23 protein-coding genes and 3 tRNA genes are annotated in these 21,387 nt (G+C 41.6%); 14 read left to right on the plus strand and 12 right to left on the minus strand.

All coding sequences use genetic code 11. From position 1 onward, the window contains the following. Positions 1 to 91: 91 nt before the first annotated feature. From H8S88_RS05820 to H8S88_RS05840, 5 genes are all read left to right on the plus strand, one after another. Complete coding sequence (locus H8S88_RS05820) at positions 92 to 322, plus strand: DUF2969 domain-containing protein (protein WP_236128129.1); 231 nt, start codon at positions 92 to 94, stop codon at positions 320 to 322. Positions 323 to 374: 52 nt separating this feature from the next. After that, positions 375 to 455, plus strand: a tRNA-Tyr gene (locus tag H8S88_RS05825). A 49-nt stretch (positions 456 to 504) separates the two neighbouring features. Next, a tRNA-Gln gene (locus H8S88_RS05830) sits at positions 505 to 576 on the plus strand. A 167-nt stretch (positions 577 to 743) separates the two neighbouring features. Further along, positions 744 to 1,943: a 30S ribosomal protein S1 gene (gene rpsA, locus H8S88_RS05835; protein ID WP_006596419.1), complete on the plus strand. Its 1,200-nt coding sequence runs from the start codon at positions 744 to 746 to the stop codon at positions 1,941 to 1,943. 76 nt (positions 1,944 to 2,019) lie between these two features. After that, positions 2,020 to 2,091, plus strand: a tRNA-Arg gene (locus H8S88_RS05840). Between the two features lie 149 nt (positions 2,092 to 2,240). On the opposite strand, the gene H8S88_RS05845 is transcribed toward H8S88_RS05840, so the two are convergent. Next, positions 2,241 to 3,227, minus strand: coding sequence for an L-lactate dehydrogenase (locus tag H8S88_RS05845; protein WP_000176427.1), 987 nt, complete (start codon positions 3,225 to 3,227; stop codon positions 2,241 to 2,243). Between the two features lie 194 nt (positions 3,228 to 3,421). Here H8S88_RS05845 and gyrA point away from each other — a divergent pair, with 194 nt between their 5' ends. From gyrA to radC, 4 genes are all read left to right on the plus strand, one after another. After that, positions 3,422 to 5,884, plus strand: a complete 2,463-nt coding sequence (gyrA, locus tag H8S88_RS05850) for a DNA gyrase subunit A (RefSeq protein WP_125336145.1) — start codon at positions 3,422 to 3,424, stop codon at positions 5,882 to 5,884. A gap of 8 nt (positions 5,885 to 5,892) precedes the next feature. Then, complete coding sequence (locus H8S88_RS05855) at positions 5,893 to 6,639, plus strand: class A sortase (RefSeq protein WP_048715926.1); 747 nt, start codon at positions 5,893 to 5,895, stop codon at positions 6,637 to 6,639. A gap of 424 nt (positions 6,640 to 7,063) precedes the next feature. Beyond that, complete coding sequence (locus tag H8S88_RS05860; protein ID WP_125336143.1) at positions 7,064 to 7,342, plus strand: porphobilinogen deaminase; 279 nt, start codon at positions 7,064 to 7,066, stop codon at positions 7,340 to 7,342. 60 nt (positions 7,343 to 7,402) lie between these two features. Next, the gene (gene radC, locus H8S88_RS05865) at positions 7,403 to 8,086 is read left to right on the plus strand and encodes a RadC family protein (RefSeq protein WP_048689924.1); all 684 of its coding nucleotides are present in this window, start codon (positions 7,403 to 7,405) and stop codon (positions 8,084 to 8,086) included. Between the two features lie 188 nt (positions 8,087 to 8,274). On the opposite strand, the gene H8S88_RS05870 is transcribed toward radC, so the two are convergent. The 6 genes from H8S88_RS05870 to H8S88_RS05895 all read right to left on the minus strand — a co-directional run bounded on the left by H8S88_RS05870 (position 8,275) and on the right by H8S88_RS05895 (position 12,308). Beyond that, entirely contained in the window at positions 8,275 to 8,919 is a 645-nt protein-coding gene (locus H8S88_RS05870) for a redox-sensing transcriptional repressor Rex (RefSeq protein ID WP_048690030.1), read from the minus strand. A 93-nt stretch (positions 8,920 to 9,012) separates the two neighbouring features. Next, positions 9,013 to 9,249, minus strand: a complete 237-nt coding sequence (locus H8S88_RS05875) for a DUF4649 family protein (protein WP_048689995.1) — start codon at positions 9,247 to 9,249, stop codon at positions 9,013 to 9,015. After that, positions 9,249 to 9,596, minus strand: coding sequence for a DUF1831 domain-containing protein (locus tag H8S88_RS05880; protein ID WP_048689998.1), 348 nt, complete (start codon positions 9,594 to 9,596; stop codon positions 9,249 to 9,251). The genes H8S88_RS05875 and H8S88_RS05880 overlap by 1 nt, the downstream gene beginning before the upstream one ends. Continuing rightward, positions 9,586 to 10,713 (minus strand): cysteine desulfurase family protein, encoded by a 1,128-nt coding sequence (locus H8S88_RS05885; protein WP_125336141.1) that lies wholly within the window; start codon positions 10,711 to 10,713, stop codon positions 9,586 to 9,588. The genes H8S88_RS05880 and H8S88_RS05885 overlap by 11 nt, the downstream gene beginning before the upstream one ends. Positions 10,714 to 10,722: 9 nt before the next feature. After that, the gene (locus tag H8S88_RS05890; RefSeq protein WP_048788987.1) at positions 10,723 to 11,679 is read right to left on the minus strand and encodes a ribose-phosphate diphosphokinase; all 957 of its coding nucleotides are present in this window, start codon (positions 11,677 to 11,679) and stop codon (positions 10,723 to 10,725) included. 62 nt (positions 11,680 to 11,741) lie between these two features. Continuing rightward, positions 11,742 to 12,308, minus strand: a complete 567-nt coding sequence (locus H8S88_RS05895) for a CYTH domain-containing protein (protein ID WP_236128130.1) — start codon at positions 12,306 to 12,308, stop codon at positions 11,742 to 11,744. Positions 12,309 to 12,403: 95 nt separating this feature from the next. Here H8S88_RS05895 and H8S88_RS05900 point away from each other — a divergent pair, with 95 nt between their 5' ends. From H8S88_RS05900 to mutY, 5 genes are all read left to right on the plus strand, one after another. Next, complete coding sequence (locus H8S88_RS05900; RefSeq protein ID WP_061563942.1) at positions 12,404 to 13,075, plus strand: GTP pyrophosphokinase; 672 nt, start codon at positions 12,404 to 12,406, stop codon at positions 13,073 to 13,075. Continuing rightward, a complete protein-coding gene (locus tag H8S88_RS05905) occupies positions 13,059 to 13,877 on the plus strand; it encodes an NAD kinase (protein ID WP_281281320.1) in 819 nt (272 codons plus the stop codon). Before H8S88_RS05900 ends, H8S88_RS05905 begins: the two co-directional genes overlap by 17 nt. Then, positions 13,874 to 14,764 carry an RluA family pseudouridine synthase gene (locus H8S88_RS05910; protein ID WP_236128131.1) on the plus strand — a complete coding sequence of 297 codons (891 nt, stop codon included), beginning with the start codon at positions 13,874 to 13,876 and terminating at the stop codon, positions 14,762 to 14,764. Before H8S88_RS05905 ends, H8S88_RS05910 begins: the two co-directional genes overlap by 4 nt. 21 nt (positions 14,765 to 14,785) lie before the next feature. Beyond that, entirely contained in the window at positions 14,786 to 15,760 is a 975-nt protein-coding gene (gene pta, locus H8S88_RS05915; protein WP_195549828.1) for a phosphate acetyltransferase, read from the plus strand. A gap of 91 nt (positions 15,761 to 15,851) precedes the next feature. After that, positions 15,852 to 17,006 carry an A/G-specific adenine glycosylase gene (mutY, locus tag H8S88_RS05920; protein WP_236128132.1) on the plus strand — a complete coding sequence of 385 codons (1,155 nt, stop codon included), beginning with the start codon at positions 15,852 to 15,854 and terminating at the stop codon, positions 17,004 to 17,006. 179 nt (positions 17,007 to 17,185) lie between these two features. On the opposite strand, the gene H8S88_RS05925 is transcribed toward mutY, so the two are convergent. The 5 genes from H8S88_RS05925 to H8S88_RS05945 form a co-directional block, all read right to left on the minus strand. Beyond that, positions 17,186 to 17,533: a thioredoxin gene (locus tag H8S88_RS05925; protein WP_236128133.1), complete on the minus strand. Its 348-nt coding sequence runs from the start codon at positions 17,531 to 17,533 to the stop codon at positions 17,186 to 17,188. Positions 17,534 to 17,642: 109 nt separating this feature from the next. Beyond that, entirely contained in the window at positions 17,643 to 19,361 is a 1,719-nt protein-coding gene (locus H8S88_RS05930; protein WP_236128134.1) for a phospho-sugar mutase, read from the minus strand. A 154-nt stretch (positions 19,362 to 19,515) separates the two neighbouring features. Next, the gene (locus H8S88_RS05935) at positions 19,516 to 20,088 is read right to left on the minus strand and encodes an ECF transporter S component (RefSeq protein ID WP_236128135.1); all 573 of its coding nucleotides are present in this window, start codon (positions 20,086 to 20,088) and stop codon (positions 19,516 to 19,518) included. Beyond that, positions 20,085 to 20,624, minus strand: coding sequence for a phosphopantothenoylcysteine decarboxylase (gene coaC / locus H8S88_RS05940; protein WP_236128136.1), 540 nt, complete (start codon positions 20,622 to 20,624; stop codon positions 20,085 to 20,087). Before coaC ends, H8S88_RS05935 begins: the two co-directional genes overlap by 4 nt. Before the next feature lie 5 nt (positions 20,625 to 20,629). Continuing rightward, on the minus strand, positions 20,630 to 21,316 hold the full coding sequence (locus tag H8S88_RS05945; RefSeq protein ID WP_236128137.1) for a phosphopantothenate--cysteine ligase: 687 nt from the start codon (positions 21,314 to 21,316) through the stop codon (positions 20,630 to 20,632). Positions 21,317 to 21,387 lie beyond the last annotated feature (71 nt).

Below are 21,387 nucleotides of genomic sequence, written 5' to 3' on the forward strand. Positions count from 1 at the left end.
TAGTAAAAAAATAATTTAATCATGAAACATTTTCGACTTGCAAGCATGTGAAAATTTTTGTAAAATAAAGGGGTTGAAATGAGGTAGAAGAATGAGTAAAAAAGATAAAAAAATTGAAATCCAAATTTCTGATAGCAAGGTAGTTGTTGGAAAAGATACCTTTGATGGCTACAAATTAGCGATTGGGAAGAAGGCTATTGCTGAGATTGCTGATATGGGAGCTCAGTTCGCTCTAGTGAAAAACGGAGCAGTAGAAAGTCTTTATAAATCCCTTGAAAAAGCAGTGGAAAGTGCCATCGAAAATTATAATTTGAACAAATAAGGGGTTGCATTTTCATGAAATCAATGGTATAATTGTGTCTGTTGATTTGCTTGGAGAGATAGCGAAGAGGCTAAACGCGGCGGACTGTAAATCCGCTCCTTCGGGTTCGGGGGTTCGAATCCCTCTCTCTCCATTAGCGTTCATTGTGACGATGATAAAGTGACTAAGGTCAGCGCTCTTTTTGGGGTATAGCCAAGCGGTAAGGCAAGGGACTTTGACTCCCTCATGCGTTGGTTCGAATCCAGCTACCCCAGTTCTAGGTAATATCAGATAAGGTGGTAAAATATCTACTCAGGTATTTTATTTCTTTATATGAAGATGTCGTTGTAGATCATTTTGATTTCGTTGCGAGTGCTTGCTTAGGAAAAATAATTATAAGTATGTCAAGTTTAGAAAACTTGATTGTTGGAGGATTTTTTAGATGAATGAATTTGAAGATTTGCTAAACAGTGTTAGCCAAGTTGAGCCAGGTGATGTTGTTACTGCTGAAGTTTTGACAGTTGACGCTACACAAGCTAACGTTGCAATCTCTGGAACTGGTGTCGAAGGTGTCTTGACTCTTCGCGAATTGACAAACGATCGTGATGCTGACATCAACGACTTGGTAAAACCAGGTGAAACACTTGAATTGCTTGTTCTTCGTCAAGTAGTTGGTAAAGATACTGATACAGTAACTTACCTTGTATCTAAAAAACGTTTGGAAGCTCGCAAAGCATGGGACAAATTGGTCGGACGTGAAGAAGAAGTTGTTACTGTTAAAGGAACTCGCGCTGTTAAGGGCGGACTTTCAGTAGAATTTGAAGGACTTCGTGGATTTATTCCAGCTTCAATGCTTGATACTCGTTTTGTACGTAACACTGAACGTTTCGTAGGTCAAGAATTTGATGCTAAAATCAAAGAAGTTGACGCTAAAGAAAACCGCTTCATCCTTTCTCGTCGTGAAGTTGTTGAAGCTGCATCAGCTGCAGCTCGCGCTGAAGTATTCGGTAAATTGAACGTTGGTGACGTTGTAACTGGTAAAGTTGCTCGTATCACTAGCTTCGGTGCTTTCATCGACCTTGGTGGTGTTGATGGATTGGTTCACTTGACTGAATTGTCACACGAACGCAACGTTTCACCTAAATCAGTTGTAACTGTTGGTGAAGAAATCGAAGTGAAAGTCCTTGACTTGAACGAAGAAGAAGGTCGCGTATCCCTTTCATTGAAAGCTACAACACCTGGACCATGGGATGGCGTAGAACAAAAATTGGCTGCTGGTGATGTTATCGAAGGTACTGTTAAACGTTTGACTGACTTCGGTGCATTCGTTGAAGTATTGCCAGGTATCGATGGACTTGTACACATCTCACAAATTTCACACAAACGTGTTGAAAATCCAAAAGATGTGCTTAAAGTTGGACAAGAAGTAACTGTTAAAGTTCTTGAAGTAAATGCTGCTGATGAACGTGTATCACTTTCTATTAAAGCTCTTGAAGAACGTCCAGCTCAAGAAGAAGGCGAAAAACAAGAAAAACGTCAACAACGTCCACGTCGTCCAAAACAAGAAAAACGTGACTTTGAACTTCCAGAAACTCAAACTGGATTCTCAATGGCTGACTTGTTTGGCGATATCGAATTGTAATATTCAAAAAGCTTACCTCTCGGTAAGCTTTTTTTACTTGTAAAATTCTCGAGAATTTGATATACTATAACAGTTGCCACCCTTAGTGTAATGGATATCACGTAAGATTCCGGTTCTTGAGATGGGGGTTCGATTCCCTCAGGGTGGATAAGGATAGGAGAGCGGAGTGGCTCTCTTTTTTGGTATCTGGATGGAAAGATACCTGTGAATTTTTAAGAGCAGTATCGGACTCTCAGAGCCCTTTTCGATGAGATCAAGAAAACACCATGTCCTAAGACATGGTGTTTAAGTATTTGTTTAGTTTTTAGAAGCTGCTTGGAATTCTGGGTTCTTCCATGCTTCGTCGATAATCGCTTGTAATTCTTTTGCAGATGCTTGCATTTTTTGTGTTTCAGCGTCGTTCAATGGGATGTTTACTGGACGAACGATACCGTGTGCACCAACGATAGCTGGTTGACCGATAAAGACGTTCTCAACTCCGTATTGTCCTTCTTGGAATACTGAAAGAGGTAGAACCGCATTTTCATCGTCAAGGATTGCTTTTGTAATACGAGCAAGGGCAACTGCGATACCGTAGTATGTAGCACCTTTTTTGTTGATGATTGAGTAAGCTGCATCACGAACTGAGATGAAGAGTTCAACAAGGTCAGCTTCATTCAAGTCACGGTTAGCTTGCAACCATTGTTCCAATTTTACACCGGCAACGTTCGCGTGTGACCAAACGGCAAACTCTGAATCACCGTGTTCACCCATGATGTAGGCGTGAACTGAACGTGCATCAACACCGATTGTTTCAGCAAGAGCTTGACGGAAGCGAGCTGAGTCAAGTGAAGTACCTGAACCGATAACACGTTCTTTAGGGAAACCTGAAAATTTCCATGTTGAGTAAGTCAAAACGTCAACTGGGTTAGCCGCAACAAGGAAGATACCGTCAAATCCAGATGCAACAACTTGTTCGACGATTGATTTGTTGATGGCAAGGTTTTTACCAACAAGATCAAGACGAGTTTCACCTGGTTTTTGAGGAGCGCCTGCTGTAATAACAACTAAGTCCGCATCCGCACAGTCTTCGTACTTAGCAGCATAGATCTTCTTAGGTGAAGTGAAGGCAAGGGCATGGCTAAGGTCTTCTGCATCACCAACCGCTTTTTCAAATAATTGAGGGATTTCGATGATACCAAGTTCTTGTGCGATTCCTTGAGTAACAAGTGCAAAAGCGTAAGATGAACCTACCGCACCATCACCAACAAGGATAACTTTTTTATGTTGTTTAGTTAAAGTCATTTTCTAAACGTCTCCTTCATTTTTTTTGGGCTTTCCCCATTCGGTTTTATTCTACCACTTTTGCATTTTTTTGTCACGGAATTACGACCATTTTGCCTATGTAAACGTTTTTACTCTTGTGTTCCGAAGGAGAAAAAAAGTCCTAAATGTGTTATAATAGTATGGTGAATTAATTAAAGAGAGGCATTGTTTTAATGCAGGATAATAACTTAGTTGATGTTAACTTAACATCTGAAATGAAGACCAGTTTCATCGATTACGCTATGAGTGTTATCGTGTCTCGGGCTCTTCCTGACGTGCGAGATGGTTTAAAGCCAGTTCATCGTCGGATCCTTTATGGAATGAATGAACTTGGGGTTACACCAGATAAACCACATAAGAAATCTGCCCGTATTACTGGGGATGTCATGGGTAAATACCATCCACACGGGGACTCTTCTATTTATGAGGCTATGGTTCGGATGGCTCAATGGTGGAGCTATCGTTACATGCTTGTAGATGGGCATGGGAACTTTGGCTCTATGGATGGTGATGGAGCCGCGGCCCAACGGTATACGGAAGCTCGTATGAGCAAGATTGCTCTTGAAATGCTTCGGGATATCAACAAGAATACAGTTGATTTCACAGATAACTATGATGCCAGTGAACGCGAACCAAACGTCCTTCCAGCTCGCTTCCCTAACTTATTAGTCAATGGAGCGACAGGGATTGCGGTAGGGATGGCGACAAATATCCCTCCACACAACCTCGGTGAGTCTATTGATGCTGTCAAGCTAATGATGGACAATCCTGATGTGACCACACGTGAGCTGATGGAGGTGCTTCCTGGACCAGATTTCCCTACCGGTGCCTTGGTCATGGGCAAATCAGGTATTCATAAGGCCTATGAAACAGGAAAAGGCTCAATTGTCTTACGGTCTCGGACAGAAATTGAAGAGACTAAGACAGGGCGTGAACGGATTGTCGTTACAGAATTTCCTTATATGGTCAACAAGACCAAAGTTCATGAGCATATCGTTCGTTTGGTTCAAGAAAAACGAATTGATGGGATTACAGCAGTTCGGGATGAGTCTAACCGTGAAGGGGTTCGTTTCGTCATTGAAGTGCGTCGTGATGCCTCAGCCAATGTTATCTTAAACAACCTCTTTAAGATGACCCAAATGCAAACCAATTTTGGTTTCAACATGTTGGCTATCCAAAATGGTGTCCCTAAGATTCTGTCTCTTCGTGAGATTTTAGGATCTTATATTGAGCACCAAAAAGAAGTGGTGACTCGTCGGACTATCTTTGATAAAGAGAAGGCGGAAGCTCGTGCCCATATCTTGGAAGGTCTCTTAATTGCTCTTGATCACATTGATGAAGTGATTAAAATCATCCGTAATAGCCAGACAGATGCAGAAGCACAAGCAGAATTGATGAGTAAGTTCAAGCTTTCTGAGCGTCAAAGCCAAGCTATCTTGGATATGCGTCTTCGTCGTTTGACTGGTTTGGAACGTGACAAGATTCAAAGCGAATACGATGATCTCGTTGCTCTGATTGCTGATCTTGCTGATATTTTAGCCAAGCCAGAGCGTGTAGTTGCGATTATCAAGGAAGAATTGGACGAGGTCAAACGGAAGTTTGGAGATCCACGTCGGACAGAATTGATGGTAGGAGAAGTTCTTTCACTAGAAGACGAAGATTTGATCGAAGAAAGCAATGTCTTGATCACTCTCTCTAACAAGGGTTACATCAAACGATTGGATCAAGATGAATTTACTGCTCAAAAACGAGGGGGACGTGGTGTTCAAGGTACAGGGGTCAAAGATGATGACTTTGTCCGTGAATTGGTTTCTACCAGCACCCATGATCGTTTGCTCTTCTTTACCAATAAGGGACGGGTTTACCGTCTGAAAGGCTATGAAATCCCTGAATACGGCCGTACAGCTAAGGGGCTTCCAATTGTCAACTTGCTCAAGTTAGATGACGGAGAATCCATTCAGACCATTATTGACGTCGCTCAGGATCGTAGTGAAGACGCTTATCTCTTCTTTACAACCCGTTCAGGTTTGGTGAAACGAACCAGTGTAGCTGAGTTTGCTAATATTCGTCAAAATGGCTTGAAAGCTCTTAACCTTAAAGATGAGGATGAGCTGATCAATGTCTTCCTCACAGACGGAAATACGGACGTGATCATTGGGACTAAATTTGGTTATTCTGTCCGCTTCAAAGAGTCTGTTGTACGGAACATGGGGCGTTCTGCAACTGGGGTACGAGGTGTCAACCTTCGCCCAGGTGACCAAGTGGTCGGTGCAAGCGTGATTACAGACCAAGATGAAGTATTGATCATCACTGAAAAGGGATACGGTAAACGCACGCGTGCTGATGAGTATCCAACAAAAGGACGTGGTGGTAAAGGGATTAAAACTGCTAATGTGGCTGATAAGAATGGTCCTCTAGCCGGTCTCATGACTGTCAAAGGAGATGAGGATTTGATGATTATCACCAATACAGGTGTCATGATTCGTACCAGCGTCGCCAATATTTCTCAAACTGGACGTTCGACCATGGGTGTGAAAGTGATGCGTCTGGATCAAGATGCCCAAATCGTAACCTTTACAACGGTTCAAGCTGACGAAAAAGATGAGTCAGAGACTGAAACTGAAAGTGAAGGGTAGGATAAAAAATGGCTTCAAGAAGAAAAAAGAAGAAAACAAGCTTACGCAATCGCTTGATTAATATCTTTGCTACCTTACTAATCCTTTTGTCTATTGCCTTGATCTTTAATGCTCCGATTCGGAACATGATCATGGTGTGGCATACTAATCAGTATCAAGTCAACAAGGTATCGAAAAAGACCATCGATAAGAATAAAGATGCCAAGACTAGCTTTGATTTTAAAGAAGTCAAATCGCTTTCTACAGAATCTGTTATCAATGCTCAGTGGCAGGCGCAGAAGTTGCCTGTTATTGGGGGGATAGCAATTCCTGAGTTGAAGATGAACCTTCCGATTTTTAAAGGCTTAGATAATGTGGGACTCTATTATGGGGCAGGTACCATGAAAGAGGACCAGGTTATGGGGGAAAGGAATTACTCCTTGGCTAGTCACCATGTCTTTGGTTTAACAGGGGCAAATGAAATGCTCTTTTCCCCGTTAGAACATGCCAAAGCTGGAATGAAAATCTATATCACTGATAAGGAAAAGGTGTATACCTATGTCATCAATTCTGTTGAGACAGTGACACCAGATCGTGTCGATGTCATTGCAGATCGTGAAGGGGTTAATGAAATCACCTTGGTGACCTGTGAGGATGCCGCAGCAACTTATCGTACGATTGTAAAAGGGACTTTGGAAACTTCAGTAGATTACTCCAAAGCACCAAAAGATATACTGGAAGCTTTCACAAAATCTTATAATCAAATGCAATTATAATCAACTTAAAAAGAGGTCCTTGACCTCTTTTTTGAATGTAGACAAATTGTTATTTTACATAAAACAGCTGGATAATTTTCAAAAAATGACTTTTATTTTTAGTCATTTAAGAAGAAGAAAGACTTTCCGCTGTGAGAAAAGTGCCTGAAACACTGTTAATTCAGGCACTCGGAATTATTGAGACCTTAGACTCAATAATTAGTCATGGAACTTCTACGAAGTTCGCTGACGTCCGTACTCACCTAAGGAAAGTTTTTTTAATTACTTTGTTTTCAATCTGTAAAGAGGTCTTTGACCTCTTTTTTCTGTTAATTTTCTGCCAACATGTAAGAGGATAGTCATGAAATGTTACCTGACTGACATATTTTTGCATGCTTTCTATTTTATAATAGAAGAGTGATAGAAAGAAGCTTGGAGGAACTGAATGCGCACAGAAGATATCTATACTTTGTTAAGAAACTTCTATGGCTTACTGGTCAATGATTTCCCCAAAACAGGCCTTATTACCAAGGGAATCTACGAAGTTGAACAGGTCTTCAAAACCATTGAAAACCTTCCTAATGATCAAGAACACTTAATTCGATACGAAATTCGTCAATTCCTTGCGTCTTTGGAACAAGTACAAGAATGCTATAGAATTAACTTCTCAAATGAAGAAACTCGAATTCTTGAAAACCTAAGAGAAGTAGTTTGTCCAATTTAATTTTTACAGAATCGTCCTTTTTCCTCCTCAATTGCGAATTATTAATTGAGGAGGTTTTTTATGTATCATATTGTATTTCAAGAATCAGGTCTCTTACCTAGAGAACGCTTGCTAACAGAAGGACCCGATAAGCTCAGTCATCAAGAATTGCTGTCCATCTTATTACGGACGGGGAACAAAAATAAACCAGTCTACGAGATCGCTCAAGACCTGTTGGCCTCACTAAAGAGTTTAAAAGAACTGGCTAGTATGAGTTTTCAGGAGTTACAGGAAGTTCCAGGAATTGGGAAAGTAAAGGCCATTGAGCTGTTAGCAGCTATTGAACTAGGGAAACGAATACAGACTTCTGAAGTGATTGAAACGGAACAAATCATGAGTAGTCAGAAGCTGGCAAAAATGATGCAACAAAAAATAGGCCATGAGAAACAGGAGCATTTACTGGCCTTGTATCTGAATACCCAAAATCAAATTATCCATCAGCAAGTGATTTTTATCGGAACAGTCAATCGTAGCATTGCAGAACCGAGGGAAATCTTGCACTATGCCATCAAGCATATGGCGACATCCTTAATCTTGGTTCACAACCACCCGTCCGGGATCATTCATCCTAGCAAGAATGATGATGGTGTCACCCAACAAATGATTGAAGCCTGCAATTGTCTAGGAATTGTTTTTCTGGACCATCTGATTGTCTCAACTGATGATTATTATAGCTATCGGGAAGAAACAGATTTATTGGTATAGAAAAAGAGAGTGGAACAGAAATCGGTAATTCGTTAGAATTCGATTTCGTCGTCCCACCTTCGCACAGTTGAGTAGGGCTGTAAAAGCTGATGAAATCAGCGTAGTAGAGCCCACTCAACCACTGCGTCTTGCTCGATAGTCCAAAGACAATTGAGAGGCTAGGACTTTTGTCCCAGCCTCTTTGCTTATCATGAATTTTTGCGCATAAAGTAGAGAAGGGTTTGCAATTCACTAGTTAGATCGACATATTGGACTACCACATCTTTTGGAACTGTTAGGTGTACTGGAGAAAAGCTAAGGATTCCCTTGATACCAGCCTCAACCAGTAAATCTGCAACTTCTTGAGATTTTACACTTGGAACGGTTAAAATGGCTGTTTGAATCTCTTGTCCCTCAAGTTTTTCTTTTAGTGTGGAGATGCCGTAAATCGGAATACCATCTTTACTTTTAGTGCCGACTAACTTATGATCATCCGTATCAAATGCCATGACAATTTTCATTTTGTTTCGCTCATGGAAGCGATAGTGAAGAAGGGCACTCCCCATATTTCCAATCCCGACGATAGCAACATTGGTGATGGAGTTATCATTCAAGAGATCAGCAAAGAAATTCATTAACTTTTTGACATCATAACCAAAACCACGTCGTCCTAGCTCTCCAAAGTAGGAGAAGTCACGACGAACAGTTGCGGAATCAATCCCGATGGCTTCAGCGATTTGTTTTGAATTTGCTCGCTCAATTTTCTCTGCATTAAAGCGTTTGAAAATGCGGTAATACAAGGAGAGTCGTTTAGCAGTAGCACGAGGAATTGGATTAGTCTTATCTTGTTTCACAATATCACAACCTTTCAAATCTATTTTATAAAAAGTTTGTGAAAAAAGCAACTATCTTATACTAAAAAAACACCAAAATGGTGCTTTTCTTAGTTAATTAGAATTTCTTAAACTCTGATCAAACTGAATCAGATAGCGATAGAAGTCACCGATTCTTCCAGTGAAAGGTAAGGTTTGCCCCTTGTAGGTCACAGAAACAACCTGATAGGAATCTGGAATGGTCACACAGCCTGAGAAGGCTAATAGACAGTGATCGATGTTGTCGTAGCTAACCTGACGTTCCTTTTGGTATGCATCCAAATAGGTGAGGACTACAGGACCATTGGTCATTACTTTTCAATCCTTTCAAAGATCTCACGTTCAACTAAACTGTCCATGAGGAAGTAGAATTTTTGTTGGATAATCTTGTTTTCTGGATTTTTGAAAATATTTACCAAACGAAGGCCTGACTTATCAGTAATGTTAATTTTAAATCCTGTTAGATCCTTATTGATGATTATTTTTAACTTAAAGCCATCTCCGCTATTTGGAATAGCTTCTAATAAACGATTTAATTCGTAGTTACCAACCTTTGTTTGTGCAAAAGTATTGTCACGTAGGGTATATTTCTTGATATTTGGGTGGATTGCGTATGTGTAATCACAGTTTGTTAATGAGACAGATGTTTCAAATGCCATGTAATTCTCCTAAAATTTTGTGTATAGTTGTTATAAAAGTATCGACCTCAGCAGTCGTATTGAATTCAGATAAACTAATGCGAATAGATTCCTTCAAGCGAGGCGAAGCTTCGCCGTAATACGCTGCAAGGACATGACTTGGCTGAACAGTCCCAGCAGTACAAGCAGAGCCAGTTGAGACTGAAATCCCTGCCATATCTAAACGAAGCAGTAGGATATCATTGCTGATACCTGGGAAGCCAATGTTCAAGACATGAGGAAGTTTGGAGTCTGTGCTATTCAGATAGAATTCTAAATCTTCTAGGCCAGTTAGGATACGATCAGATAAGCTCTGAATGTACTGATAATTTGCGTCTAACTGATTAGTTGCTTCTTTGAGGGCTTGAGCCATTCCAGCAATTGAAATCAAGTTCTCTGTACTAGCTCGACGCTTGTCTTCTTGGTCACCCCCGTGTAAGAGATTGAAGAAGTCAGGCTTTTTAGCATAGAGAAGTCCAACTCCCTTAGGCCCGTGAAATTTATGGGCCGATGCAGTTAGAAAATCAACTCCAAGCTCTTCAGGGGCTACAGCAAGTTTACCAACGGCTTGAACAGCATCGACATGAAAAGCAGCAGGATGGTCTTTTAAAAGGTCAGAAATTGCCTTGATAGGTAAGAGATCACCCGTTTCGTTGTTGGCATACATAGTGGATACTAAAATAGTATCGGGACGAAGTGCAGCTCGAATATCTTCAGGTCTTATCTTTTGATCGACTGGTTGAATGATGGTTACTTCAAATCCATATTCTTGGACCAAGTACTCAATCGGTAACAGGACGGCATGGTGCTCAATAGCCGTGGTAATAATATGTTTCCCTTTCTGTCTATGTTTGAGACAGTAGCCCTTTATAACGGTGTTATTGCTTTCGGTCCCGCCAGATGTAAAGATAATCTGTTGACTAGAGGTCTTTAAACAAGTTGCAACGCCTTCCCTAGCATCTCTAAGGATCTTTTTCGCTTGGCGACCGTGGGAGTGGAGGCTAGAGGGATTTCCGAAACTGGTTTCCATCGTTTCTTTCATCACCTTGATTACTCCAGGGCTTAGGGGAGTGGTTGCCGCATTGTCAAAATAAATCACGCCATCACCTTATTTCTTGTGGTATGCAAAGAGTGGACTAACTGGTTTACGCTCTTGGATACGAACAAGGGCATCTCCAATCAATTCGCTTGCAGTAATGTATTTTACATTTTTTGGTTTTTGTTCTTTGGTTGCTACAGAGTCTGTAACTAAAATTTCTTTAATCGGTGCTTGGTCTAGTAATTCCGCAGCTCCCTTAACGAAAAGTCCGTGACTAGAAACGGCATAAATCTCAGTAGCGCCGTCGCGTTGAACAATTTTTGCAGCCTCAGAGAAGGTTTTTCCTGTATTTAGAATATCATCGATCAGGATTGCTTTTTTACCTTTAACATCTCCGATGATGTAGCCCTCATCACGGCTAGAGTCGTCTTGGGCGTAGTCGATGATAGCAATTGGGGCATCTAGATATTCTGCAAGATTGCGTGCGCGTTTCACTCCAGAATTTTTAGGGCTGACAACCACTACATCTGAACCGGTTAAACCTTGTTTAATATAGTGATCAGCAAATAGAGGAATCGTGAACAAGTTGTCTACTGGGATATCGAAGAAGCCTTGTACTTGAACCGCATGAAGATCGAGGGTTACAACACGGTCTACCCCTGCCTTGACAAGCATGTTGGCAACTAATTTTGCTGTAATTGGTTCGCGAGGAGCAGCAGTGCGGTCTTGACGAGCATACCCAAAGTATGGAAGGACCACGTTTACGGTATGGGCACTTGCTCGTTGGCAAGCATCTACCATGATTAACAATTCCATCAAGTGATTGTTAACAGGGAAGCTGGTAGATTGGATGATGTAAATATCATATCCACGCACACTTTCTTCGATATTAATTTGGATTTCACCATCTGAGAATTGACGTGAAGAAAGCTTTCCGAGTGGGATGCCAGCAACTTCCGAAATTTTTTGTGCAATTTCTTGGTTGGAGTTGAGTGCGAAGAGCTTCATATTGTTTTTTTCTGACATGTGTTTGATCCTCATTTAGATATTTTTGTCTAGTCTTATTTTAGCAAAAAAATTCAGTAATTTCAGCTATTTAGCAAACTTTGAGCCAATCTTGCTACTTTACTTTTTGCTGGCTTGTATTCAATTTGTTTTTCTTTGAGAAATTCGTGAAAATAAGTTTCATCTGAGGCGTCATCCACCTCCATCTCCAACTCATAGTCCTCGATAGAGTTATAGCGACTACGGTCAAAAGCTAATAAACCTTTAGGGATTCTTTTCTCCTGTCTCTCTGTTTCTAGACTTCCCCAGACATCTAAGGAAGTTAGAGGAATGTCTAAATCAGTGAGAAAGCTGGCAATCTCACCTTGAGGGAGTTTCTTCTTGGATAGAAAGGTTTCTACTTGGTCAAAAGTAAGGGCTTGATTGTATTCAAAATGTCCCGCATCTTGCGGTACTTTAAGGGTTAGCTCAGCCCGATCAGCTAAGGTACGAATTCGCAAGGCCATCCGATAATTCCGGATAGCATGGTCGGGCGTATCAATATAGTGATTGGTTTGTCGGATAGGTGTTTGGTCTTTGAAAAAGTCTTCTAGAGAATGGTACTCCCCCTCGGTTAGTAAGGTTTTAAATTCAATTTCTAAATGATTCATAGCTACGTCCTTTTCTTTCGTTTGCAAGCTCTTTATGATATAATAATAGATGTGTTTATTTTATACAAAAAACTTTGAGATGACAAGGTGATTCAATGGCGATTGATTGGGAAAATTTTTTAGATCCCTATATCCAAGCAGTTGGAGAATTGAAGATTAAACTTCGTGGGATAAGAAAGCAGTACCGCAAACAACAAAAGCATTCCCCAATCGAGTTTGTGACCGGTCGTGTGAAGCCGATTGAGAGTATTCTCGAAAAGATGGAACGCAGAAGTATTTCTGAAGAGAACCTGGCTCAAGATATGCAAGATATTGCTGGTCTGAGGGTCATGGTTCAATTTGTAGACGACGTAGATGAAGTCCTAGAAGTCTTGCGGAAGCGTCAGGATATGCGCGTGGTTCAAGAACGAGACTATATTCGTCACAAGAAATCAAGTGGGTATCGAAGCTATCATGTAGTGGTAGAGTATCCAGTAGATACCATTAATGGCTATGAAACGATTTTGGCAGAGATTCAGATTCGTACCCTGTCTATGAATTTCTGGGCCACCATTGAACACTCATTAAATTACAAATATAAAGGAGATTTTCCGGACGAGATTAAGAAGCGTCTTGAAGTCACCGCGAATTTGGCTTATCAACTCGATGAGGAAATGGGTGCCATTCGTGATGCCATTCAGGAGGCGCAAGCTCTTTTTGATCCAATGCATCGTAAATTAAATGATGGCGTCGGAAATAGTGATGATACAGATGAGGACTACAGGTAAAAAGGTTTCGATTATTCGAAATCGAAAACGCCAGAGCGAAGAGGTTTTTCAACAACTTCGTTATAAATTAAAAAAGAATAATTTTATCTTAACGGAGAAGCATCCGGATATCGTGATCTCTATCGGCGGGGATGGCATGTTGCTCTCGGCTTTTCATAAGTACGAGAGTCAATTAGATCGGGTTCGTTTTGTTGGGGTGCATACGGGGCATCTTGGATTTTATACGGACTATTTAGATGATGAGATTGACAAGTTGGTAGAAAATCTCAAGTTCGATACAGGTGCCAAGGTATCCTACCCAATCCTGAATGTTAAAGTGACTTTTGATAATGGGGATACGAAGATTATGCGAGCCCTTAACGAAGCGACGATTAAGCGAAGCGATCGAACCATGGTGGCTGATTTAACCATCAATGGCGTTCATTTTGAGCGATTCAGAGGGGATGGCATTACGGTTTCGACCCCTACAGGTAGCACAGCTTATAACAAATCTTTGGGAGGAGCTGTGCTTCACCCGACGATCGAAGCGCTTCAGATTGCTGAAATCGCTAGTCTGAATAATCGTGTCTATCGAACTTTGGGGTCATCGATTATTGTTCCCAAAAAAGATAAGATTGAAATCACGCCTAGCCGGCCAGGTTTTCACATTCTCTCTGTTGATAATTCAACCTATTCCTATCGAAATATCGCCCATATCGAGTACCAGATTGATAACCACAAGATCAATTTCGTAGCGAGTCCAAGTCATACCAGTTTCTGGAATCGGGTCAAGGATGCCTTTATCGGAGATATTGACGAATGAGGTTCGAGTTTATTGCAGATGAACATGTCAAGGTTAAAACCTTTCTGAAGAAACATCAGGTTTCAAAAGGCTTATTGGCCAAGATCAAGTTTTCTGGAGGCCAGATTTTAATCAATGGCGTCGAACAAAATGCCATTTATCTTCTGGATATCGGAGACAAGGTAACGATTGATATTCCCTCTGAGGAAGGTTATGAAGCTTTGGAGGCCATTGATCGTGATTTGGAAATCTTGTACGAAGACGATCATTTCTTGGTTATCAACAAACCAGCAGGAGTGGCATCCATTCCTAGCTCCCTTCATTCCAACACCATTGCGAACTTTGTCAAGGGTTACTATGTTCGCAATCAGTATGAAAATCAGCTCGTTCATATTGTCACCCGTTTAGACAAGGATACCAGTGGGATCATGCTTTTTGCCAAACATGGCTATGCTCATGCTCGCTTGGATAAGCAACTTCAGGCTAAGACGATTCAAAAACGTTACTTTGCATTGGTAAAGGGCAAGGGTAAGTTGGAAAGCAAGGGGGATATCATAGCCCCCATTGCGCGTGATGAAGACTCCATTATTACCCGAAAGGTAGCAAAAGGTGGCAAGTATGCTCATACCAGCTACCAAGTTGTCCAGTCTTTTGGTGATATTCATCTGGTGGATATCCAGTTGCATACAGGCCGGACCCATCAGATTCGCGTTCATTTTTCTCATATTGGTTTTCCACTTTTGGGAGATGATCTCTATGGAGGTTCGTTAGAAGATGGGATTCTTCGACAAGCCTTGCATTGCCATTCCTTGGCTTTCTATCATCCTTTTTTGGAAGAGGAGCTCCGAATTGAAAGCTCTCTGCCAGATGATTTCAGCCAAGTTTTAAAACAGTTATCAAATATTTAATTTTTTTCAAAGGAGAAACTCATGGAAGTTTTTGAAAGCCTCAAAGCCAACCTCGTTGGTAAGAATGCTCGTATTGTGTTACCAGAAGGGGAAGAGCCTCGTATTCTGCAAGCAGCAAAACGGATTGTAAAGGAAACAGACGTTACACCTGTCTTGCTTGGTAATCCAGATAAGATTCGTATTTACCTTGAAATTGAAGGAGTTTTGGAAGGATACGAAGTTATCGACCCGCATTCTTACGCAGGCTTTGATGAGATGGTAGCTTCCTTGGTAGAACGTCGGAAGGGTAAAATGACAGAAGAAGAAGCGCGTCAAATTTTGCAAGACGATGTCAACTACTTTGGTGTTATGTTGGTACATCTAGGAATCGTTGATGGTATGGTTTCAGGTGCGATTCACTCAACAGCTGCAACTGTTCGTCCAGCCCTTCAAATTATCAAAACTCGTCCAAATGTCAAACGCACTTCAGGTGCCTTCCTCATGGTTCGTGGTTCTGAACGTTACTTGTTTGGAGACTGTGCGATTAACATCAATCCAGATGCTGAAGGCTTGGCTGAAATTGCCATCAACTCTGCTATCACAGCCAAGATGTTTGGTATCGATCCGAAAATCGCCATGTTGAGCTATTCAACCAAAGGTTCTGGTTTCGGTGAAAGTGTTGATAAAGTTGTGGAAGCAACAAAAATCGCTCATGAACTTCGTCCAGACCTTGAAATTGATGGGGAATTGCAATTTGACGCTGCCTTTGTACCAGAAACAGCAGCATTGAAAGCTCCAGGAAGCAAGGTGGCAGGACAAGCCAATGTCTTTATCTTCCCAGGTATTGAGGCGGGTAACATTGGGTACAAGATGGCAGAACGTCTCGGTGGCTTTGCTGCAGTAGGACCAGTTTTGCAAGGCTTGAACAAACCAGTTAACGACCTTTCTCGCGGATGTAATGCAGATGACGTTTACAAATTGACCTTGATCACAGCAGCTCAAGCTGTGGAACAATAAGAATGATTGAAAGGCTTAGGGATTTCCTAGGCCTTTTTATGGTAGAGTCAGAATCTCTAAAGTAGAAGTCATTCTATGGTATACTAGGAATATGATGGATTTAAAAGATTACGGGATTATCATGTGGGAGGAGGAAAAAATTGCCTCTTTCCGAGAAAAGTTATTAGCCTGGTATGATGCCAATAAACGGGATCTCCCCTGGAGACGGACGCAGGATCCTTATAAAATATGGATTTCAGAGATTATGCTCCAGCAGACACGTGTCGATACGGTTATTCCTTATTATGAGCGTTTTTTGGATTGGTTTCCGACCATTGCGGATTTAGCTCAGGCTCCAGAAGAAAAGCTCTTAAAAGCTTGGGAGGGCTTGGGCTATTACTCGAGAGTCCGCAACATGCAGAAAGCTGCTCAGCAAATCATGGAGGACCATGGGGGTGTTTTCCCATCAAGCTATGAGGCTATCTCAAAACTCAAGGGAATTGGACCTTATACAGCTGGTGCCATTGCCAGTATTGCTTTTGGCTTGCCAGAGCCAGCAGTGGATGGCAATGTCATGCGGGTTATAGCTCGTTTGTTTGAGGTTGACTACGATATCGGAGTTCCGACTAATCGTAAGATTTTTCAAGCCATGATGGAAGTCTTGATCGATCCAGAGCGTCCGGGTGATTTCAATCAGGCTTTGATGGATTTGGGCTCAGATATCGAGTCCCCAGTCAACCCACGGCCGGAAGAGAGTCCTGTCAAGGAGTTTAGTGCGTCCTACCAACATGGGACCATGGATCGTTATCCCATCAAGGCTCCTAAGAAGAAACCAGTACCAGTCTATCTTACAGCCTTTATTATCAAGGATAGTCAAGGGCGCTACTTGCTGGAGAAAAATGAGCGAGAAGGACTCTTGTCAGGCTTCTGGCATTTTCCCTTGATTGAAGTGGATAGTCTATCTGAGAACCTGGACCAATTGTCTCTGCTGGACGAGAAAGAACAAGCAGAGGGTAATCTAGAGATTCTCTCCTTTGAACAGGACTATGACTTAGTCATTGATTGGCAAGAGAGAACTTATCCCATGGTCCAGCATGTCTTTTCGCACCGCAAGTGGCAGGTTCAAATCCGGTACGGACTGGTAAAAGAAGGAGAACAAGCAACCAGTGAATCGACTATTTGGTTAAAACCGGAAGAATTTTCGGCCTATCCTTTTGCCAAACCCCAGCAGAAGATTTGGACGACTTTTACAGAAAATGAAAATTGAGAGTGGGACAGAAATCGGCAATTCGTTAGAATTCGATTTCGTCGTCCCACCTCCGCACAGTTGAGTAGGGCTTTAAAAGCAGATGAAATCAGCGTAGTAGAGCCCACTCAACCACTGCGTCTTGCTCGACAATCCAAAAACAATTGAGAGGCTAGGACTTTTGTCCCAGCCTCAATTTTTTATAGATGAGCGAATGCTTTGATTTCTTCTTCTGACATGGATGAGTCGCAGCGAACGGTAACTTCACCGGCTTCGATATGTAAAAATCCAGGAACAGTAGGAATGCCATAGGTAGAGCGGAAGGCTTGCAAAGCATCAAGTTGACTTGGTTCTTCACTATTAATGAAGTAGATATGGGCTTTAGTTTCGGCTACTACCGTTGCTAATTTAGCAGCGAACTTACGGCAATATGGGCAAGTCTTACGTCCAATAAAGAAGGTTGCTGTTTCTTTTTGATCGATGGCTTCTTGCGCACGCGCAACAGTGGTTACTTCAAGATCTTTAATATCTTCTAAAAATTGTTCCATGAGATTACCTCGCTTTCTTATAAATCTAGTATGCCATAAAGGGCGAAAAAATGCTGTATTTTGATACGAAAAAAAGATGAGATTGGTTGATCTCATCTTTTGTGGTTGCTTATTTTACAAAGGCATTGATTTCAGCTTCGATGTTAGCAATTTTAGCTTGAGAATCTTCGTTGCTTTCACCAACAACGGCAATGTAGAACTTGATTTTTGGTTCTGTACCTGAAGGGCGAACGGCAATCCAAGAACCATCCTCAAGTGTGTATTTCAATACATCACTTGGAGGAGTTGTCAAGGCTGTTACAGTGCCATCAGCAGCAGTAGATGTTTGTGCTTTGAAGTCTTCAACGACAGCGATGGCAGTTCCATTGAATTCTTTTGGACCGTTTTCACGGAATTTCGCCATGATCGCTTTGATTTGCTCAGCACCGTCAACACCAGAAAGTGTAACAGAGATTGTCTTTTCAGCATAGTAGCCGTACTCTTTGTAGATTTCTTCGATACCGTCAGCAAGTGTCAAACCACGAGAGCGGTAGTAAGCAGCAAGCTCAGCAACGACAAGGACAGCTTGGATGGCATCTTTATCACGTACGAATGGCTTAATCAAGTAACCGAAGCTTTCTTCAAATCCCATCATGTAAGTGTGATTGTGTTTTTCTTCAAATTCTTGAATTTTTTCAGCGATAAATTTGAAACCAGTCAGAACGTTGAACATAGTTGCGCCGTAGCTTTCAGCAATCTTCGTTACCAAGTCAGTTGATACGATAGATTTGCAAAGGGCTGCATTTTTTGGAAGAGTACCAGCATTTTTATGGGCTTCCAAGATGTATTTAGCCATGATAGCACCGATTTGGTTACCTGAAAGGTTAAGGTAGCTACCATCTTTTTGAAGGACTTCAACACCGACACGGTCAGCGTCAGGGTCTGTTGCAACAAGAACATCAGCACCAACTTGACGACCAAGTTCCTCAGCAAGTGCAAAGGCTGCTTGACTTTCTGGGTTTGGAGATTTAACCGTTGAGAAGTCTGGGTCTGGAGTTGCCTGAGCTTCTACGACTTGTACAGAGTCAAATCCTGCCTGCGCAAGAGCGCGACGAGCCAACATTTCACCAGTACCGTGAAGTGGAGTGTAGACAATCTTCATGTCTTTACCGAATTCTTCAATCAAGGCAGGATTGATGTTCACGTCTTTGACTTCTTTGAGGTATTCAGCATCAATAGCTTCACCGATGACTTCAATCAAACCAGCTGCTTTTTCAGCTTCAACATCCGCAACTTCTACAGCGAATGGATTGTCGATGGCACGGATGTAGGTTGTCAAAGCGTCCGCGTCGTGTGGAGGCATTTGGCCACCATCTTCACCGTAAACCTTGTATCCGTTAAACGGAGCAGGGTTGTGGCTAGCTGTAATCATGATCCCTGCAAAACAGTTGAGGTGACGAACAGCAAATGAAAGTTCTGGAGTTGGACGGAGACTTTCAAAGACATAGGATTTAATACCGTGTTTTGCAAGAACGGCTGCTGATTCAAAGGCAAATTCTGGAGAGAAGTGACGGCTATCGTAGGCGATGGCTACACCACGTTCTTTTTCATTTCCACCTTTAGATTCGATCAAACGAGCCAAACCTTCAGTTGCTTGACGAACAACGTAGATATTAATACGGTTAGTCCCAGCACCAATCAATCCGCGCATACCAGCGGTACCGAATTCAAGGTTTGTGTAGAAGGCATCTTCCTTCGTTTTTTCATCCATGTTTTCCAAATCACGACGAAGATAATCTGGTAGGTCAGCGAAATCAGCCCATTTTTGGAAGTTTTCTTGATAAGTCATAGTGCAACTCCTTATTTCTATAAATTAATCGCTTACATTATAGCATTTTTTTTCTGAAAAAACTAGATTCAATAGCAATTGTTTTCAAATTTATATGCTGAGTGTCCACAAAAAATCACACCTTCATTTGAAAAGTGTGATAAACGAAAATGACTTATAATGAATTCTTAACTTTTGAGAGAGGTGGGATGATAGCTAGTGTCAGAATGACTGTCGCTAGGACCTCAATCAATGAGTTGGTGGTTAAAACAGCAGCGAGGAAGGCTTGGATACCACCTGGATAATTTTTTGAAAAGAAGATGAAAATACCTGAAAGCACAAAGAAAGTGTTGGTGAAAGATCCAACCGCTGCAGCGATTGCCAGTCCGGATTTATTATGAATCAACTTGTACACAAAGTAAGGGGTGATCCCGATGAGGATACGGGGAACCAGTACGATAATCAGAGAGTAAATGTTTCCTTTTTCAACAAAGGGACTGAATAAATAACTACTTGGTAGCTGAACGATAGTGTTGATGGTGAGACTAAAGAGTCCCATCAAGAGTCCCAAGGTCCCACCAATACGAGGTCCATAAAGAATAGAGGCAATGACCACTGGAATATGGACGAAGGTCGGTGGAATTAGAAAGGGGAAGAATTGAAAGATCATGGTTGATGTAAAATGAATGGTCACCATGATAGCGAAGAAGATAGAAATTTGTGCAATGGATGAAGAAGATTTTCTCATGAGAGCGACTCCTGTATAGTAGTTAGAATGGTTTCGATGGAAGCTAAAGCGCCAGATCCCTGATCGCCACAAGCTAGTAAAGCTTCGCGCGGTGGGATGATTTGGTAGCCGTAGCTTTTTAGGGTTTCAAGATTGTTTTGTGTAGCTGGGTGGTCCAACATCTTGGTATTCATAGCGGGTGCTAGGAATTTCTTCACCTCAGACGGGAGGGCCAAAGCAGTGCTTGTTACGATATTATCTGCAAAGCCGTGGGCTAATTTTGCAATGGTATTGGCACTAGCAGGTGCGACTAGAAAAAGATCGGCCTCTTTCCCCAAGTCAATATGTTGGATTTGTTTTGGATCCTCTTCTGTCATGACCTCTACCAGGACAGCTTGTTTGGAGAGGACCTGAAGTGTTAGAGGAGTAATAAAAGCTGTAGCTACAGGAGTCATCAGAACCTTTACCTGGTGACCGAGCTTAGTCAATTGACTGGTGAGGTCCGCTGCCTTATAGGCAGAAATGCTCCCAGTTACAGCCAGTAGTATATTCGCCATAGGTTTTATCCTTTGTTCCTAATGTGATGGTAAATTTTTTGAGCAATGTCCAATTTCGTTTCGGCTATTTGAGTAGTATCTTTCGTAACTAAGTAAGCTCGATGTTTTTCATTTTGAATTTCGCTTAAGTCATTGGCAACAATCATTTCTGCCTGATTTTTTTCGAGACTAGCACGAGCAACGGATAGGAGTTGATCCTGTGCTACATCAACCAGCAGTTTAAAGCCAATCAAGCGAATATATGGATTCCACGTTTTTACTAAGGAAATCAACTTAGGATTTTTCTTCAAAAAGAGAACTTGGTAATCTTCTTCTGAAGAAATTTTCGATTCCTGGTTGGTTTGATGAAGAAAATGCTCTAAATTGCTAGCTTCTTTGACAGCCTGAAAGCCTGACATATAGACAGGGCTGTAGTCAGAGACGGCCATAGCATGGATGAGCACCTGGTGAGTTGGAGTTTCTTTTTCAAGGACTGTTTGAAGTTCAGCGACATTTTTGATAAATATCTTTCTTAAATGAGGATGTTCTTTAGGCTGAACCGCAGTTGGAGTTGTTACCAGAGTCACAGAAAAACCTGCCTCTAAAAAACGTTCGGAAATGATTTTTCCAAGTTGACCAGTGGAATGGTTGGTAATCGAACGAACCTGATCGATCTTTTCACTCGTCCCACCGGAAGTAATCAAAATATTCATAGGCTTATTTTACAAGAATTTTAAATTTTAGTAAAGCCAGGAACACGGCTCTTACGATTGTTGATCAAGGG

Origin of the sequence: Streptococcus sp. GS001 (assembly GCF_021595565.1) — a bacterium.
GTDB classification, from domain to species: domain Bacteria; phylum Bacillota; class Bacilli; order Lactobacillales; family Streptococcaceae; genus Streptococcus; species Streptococcus xiaochunlingii.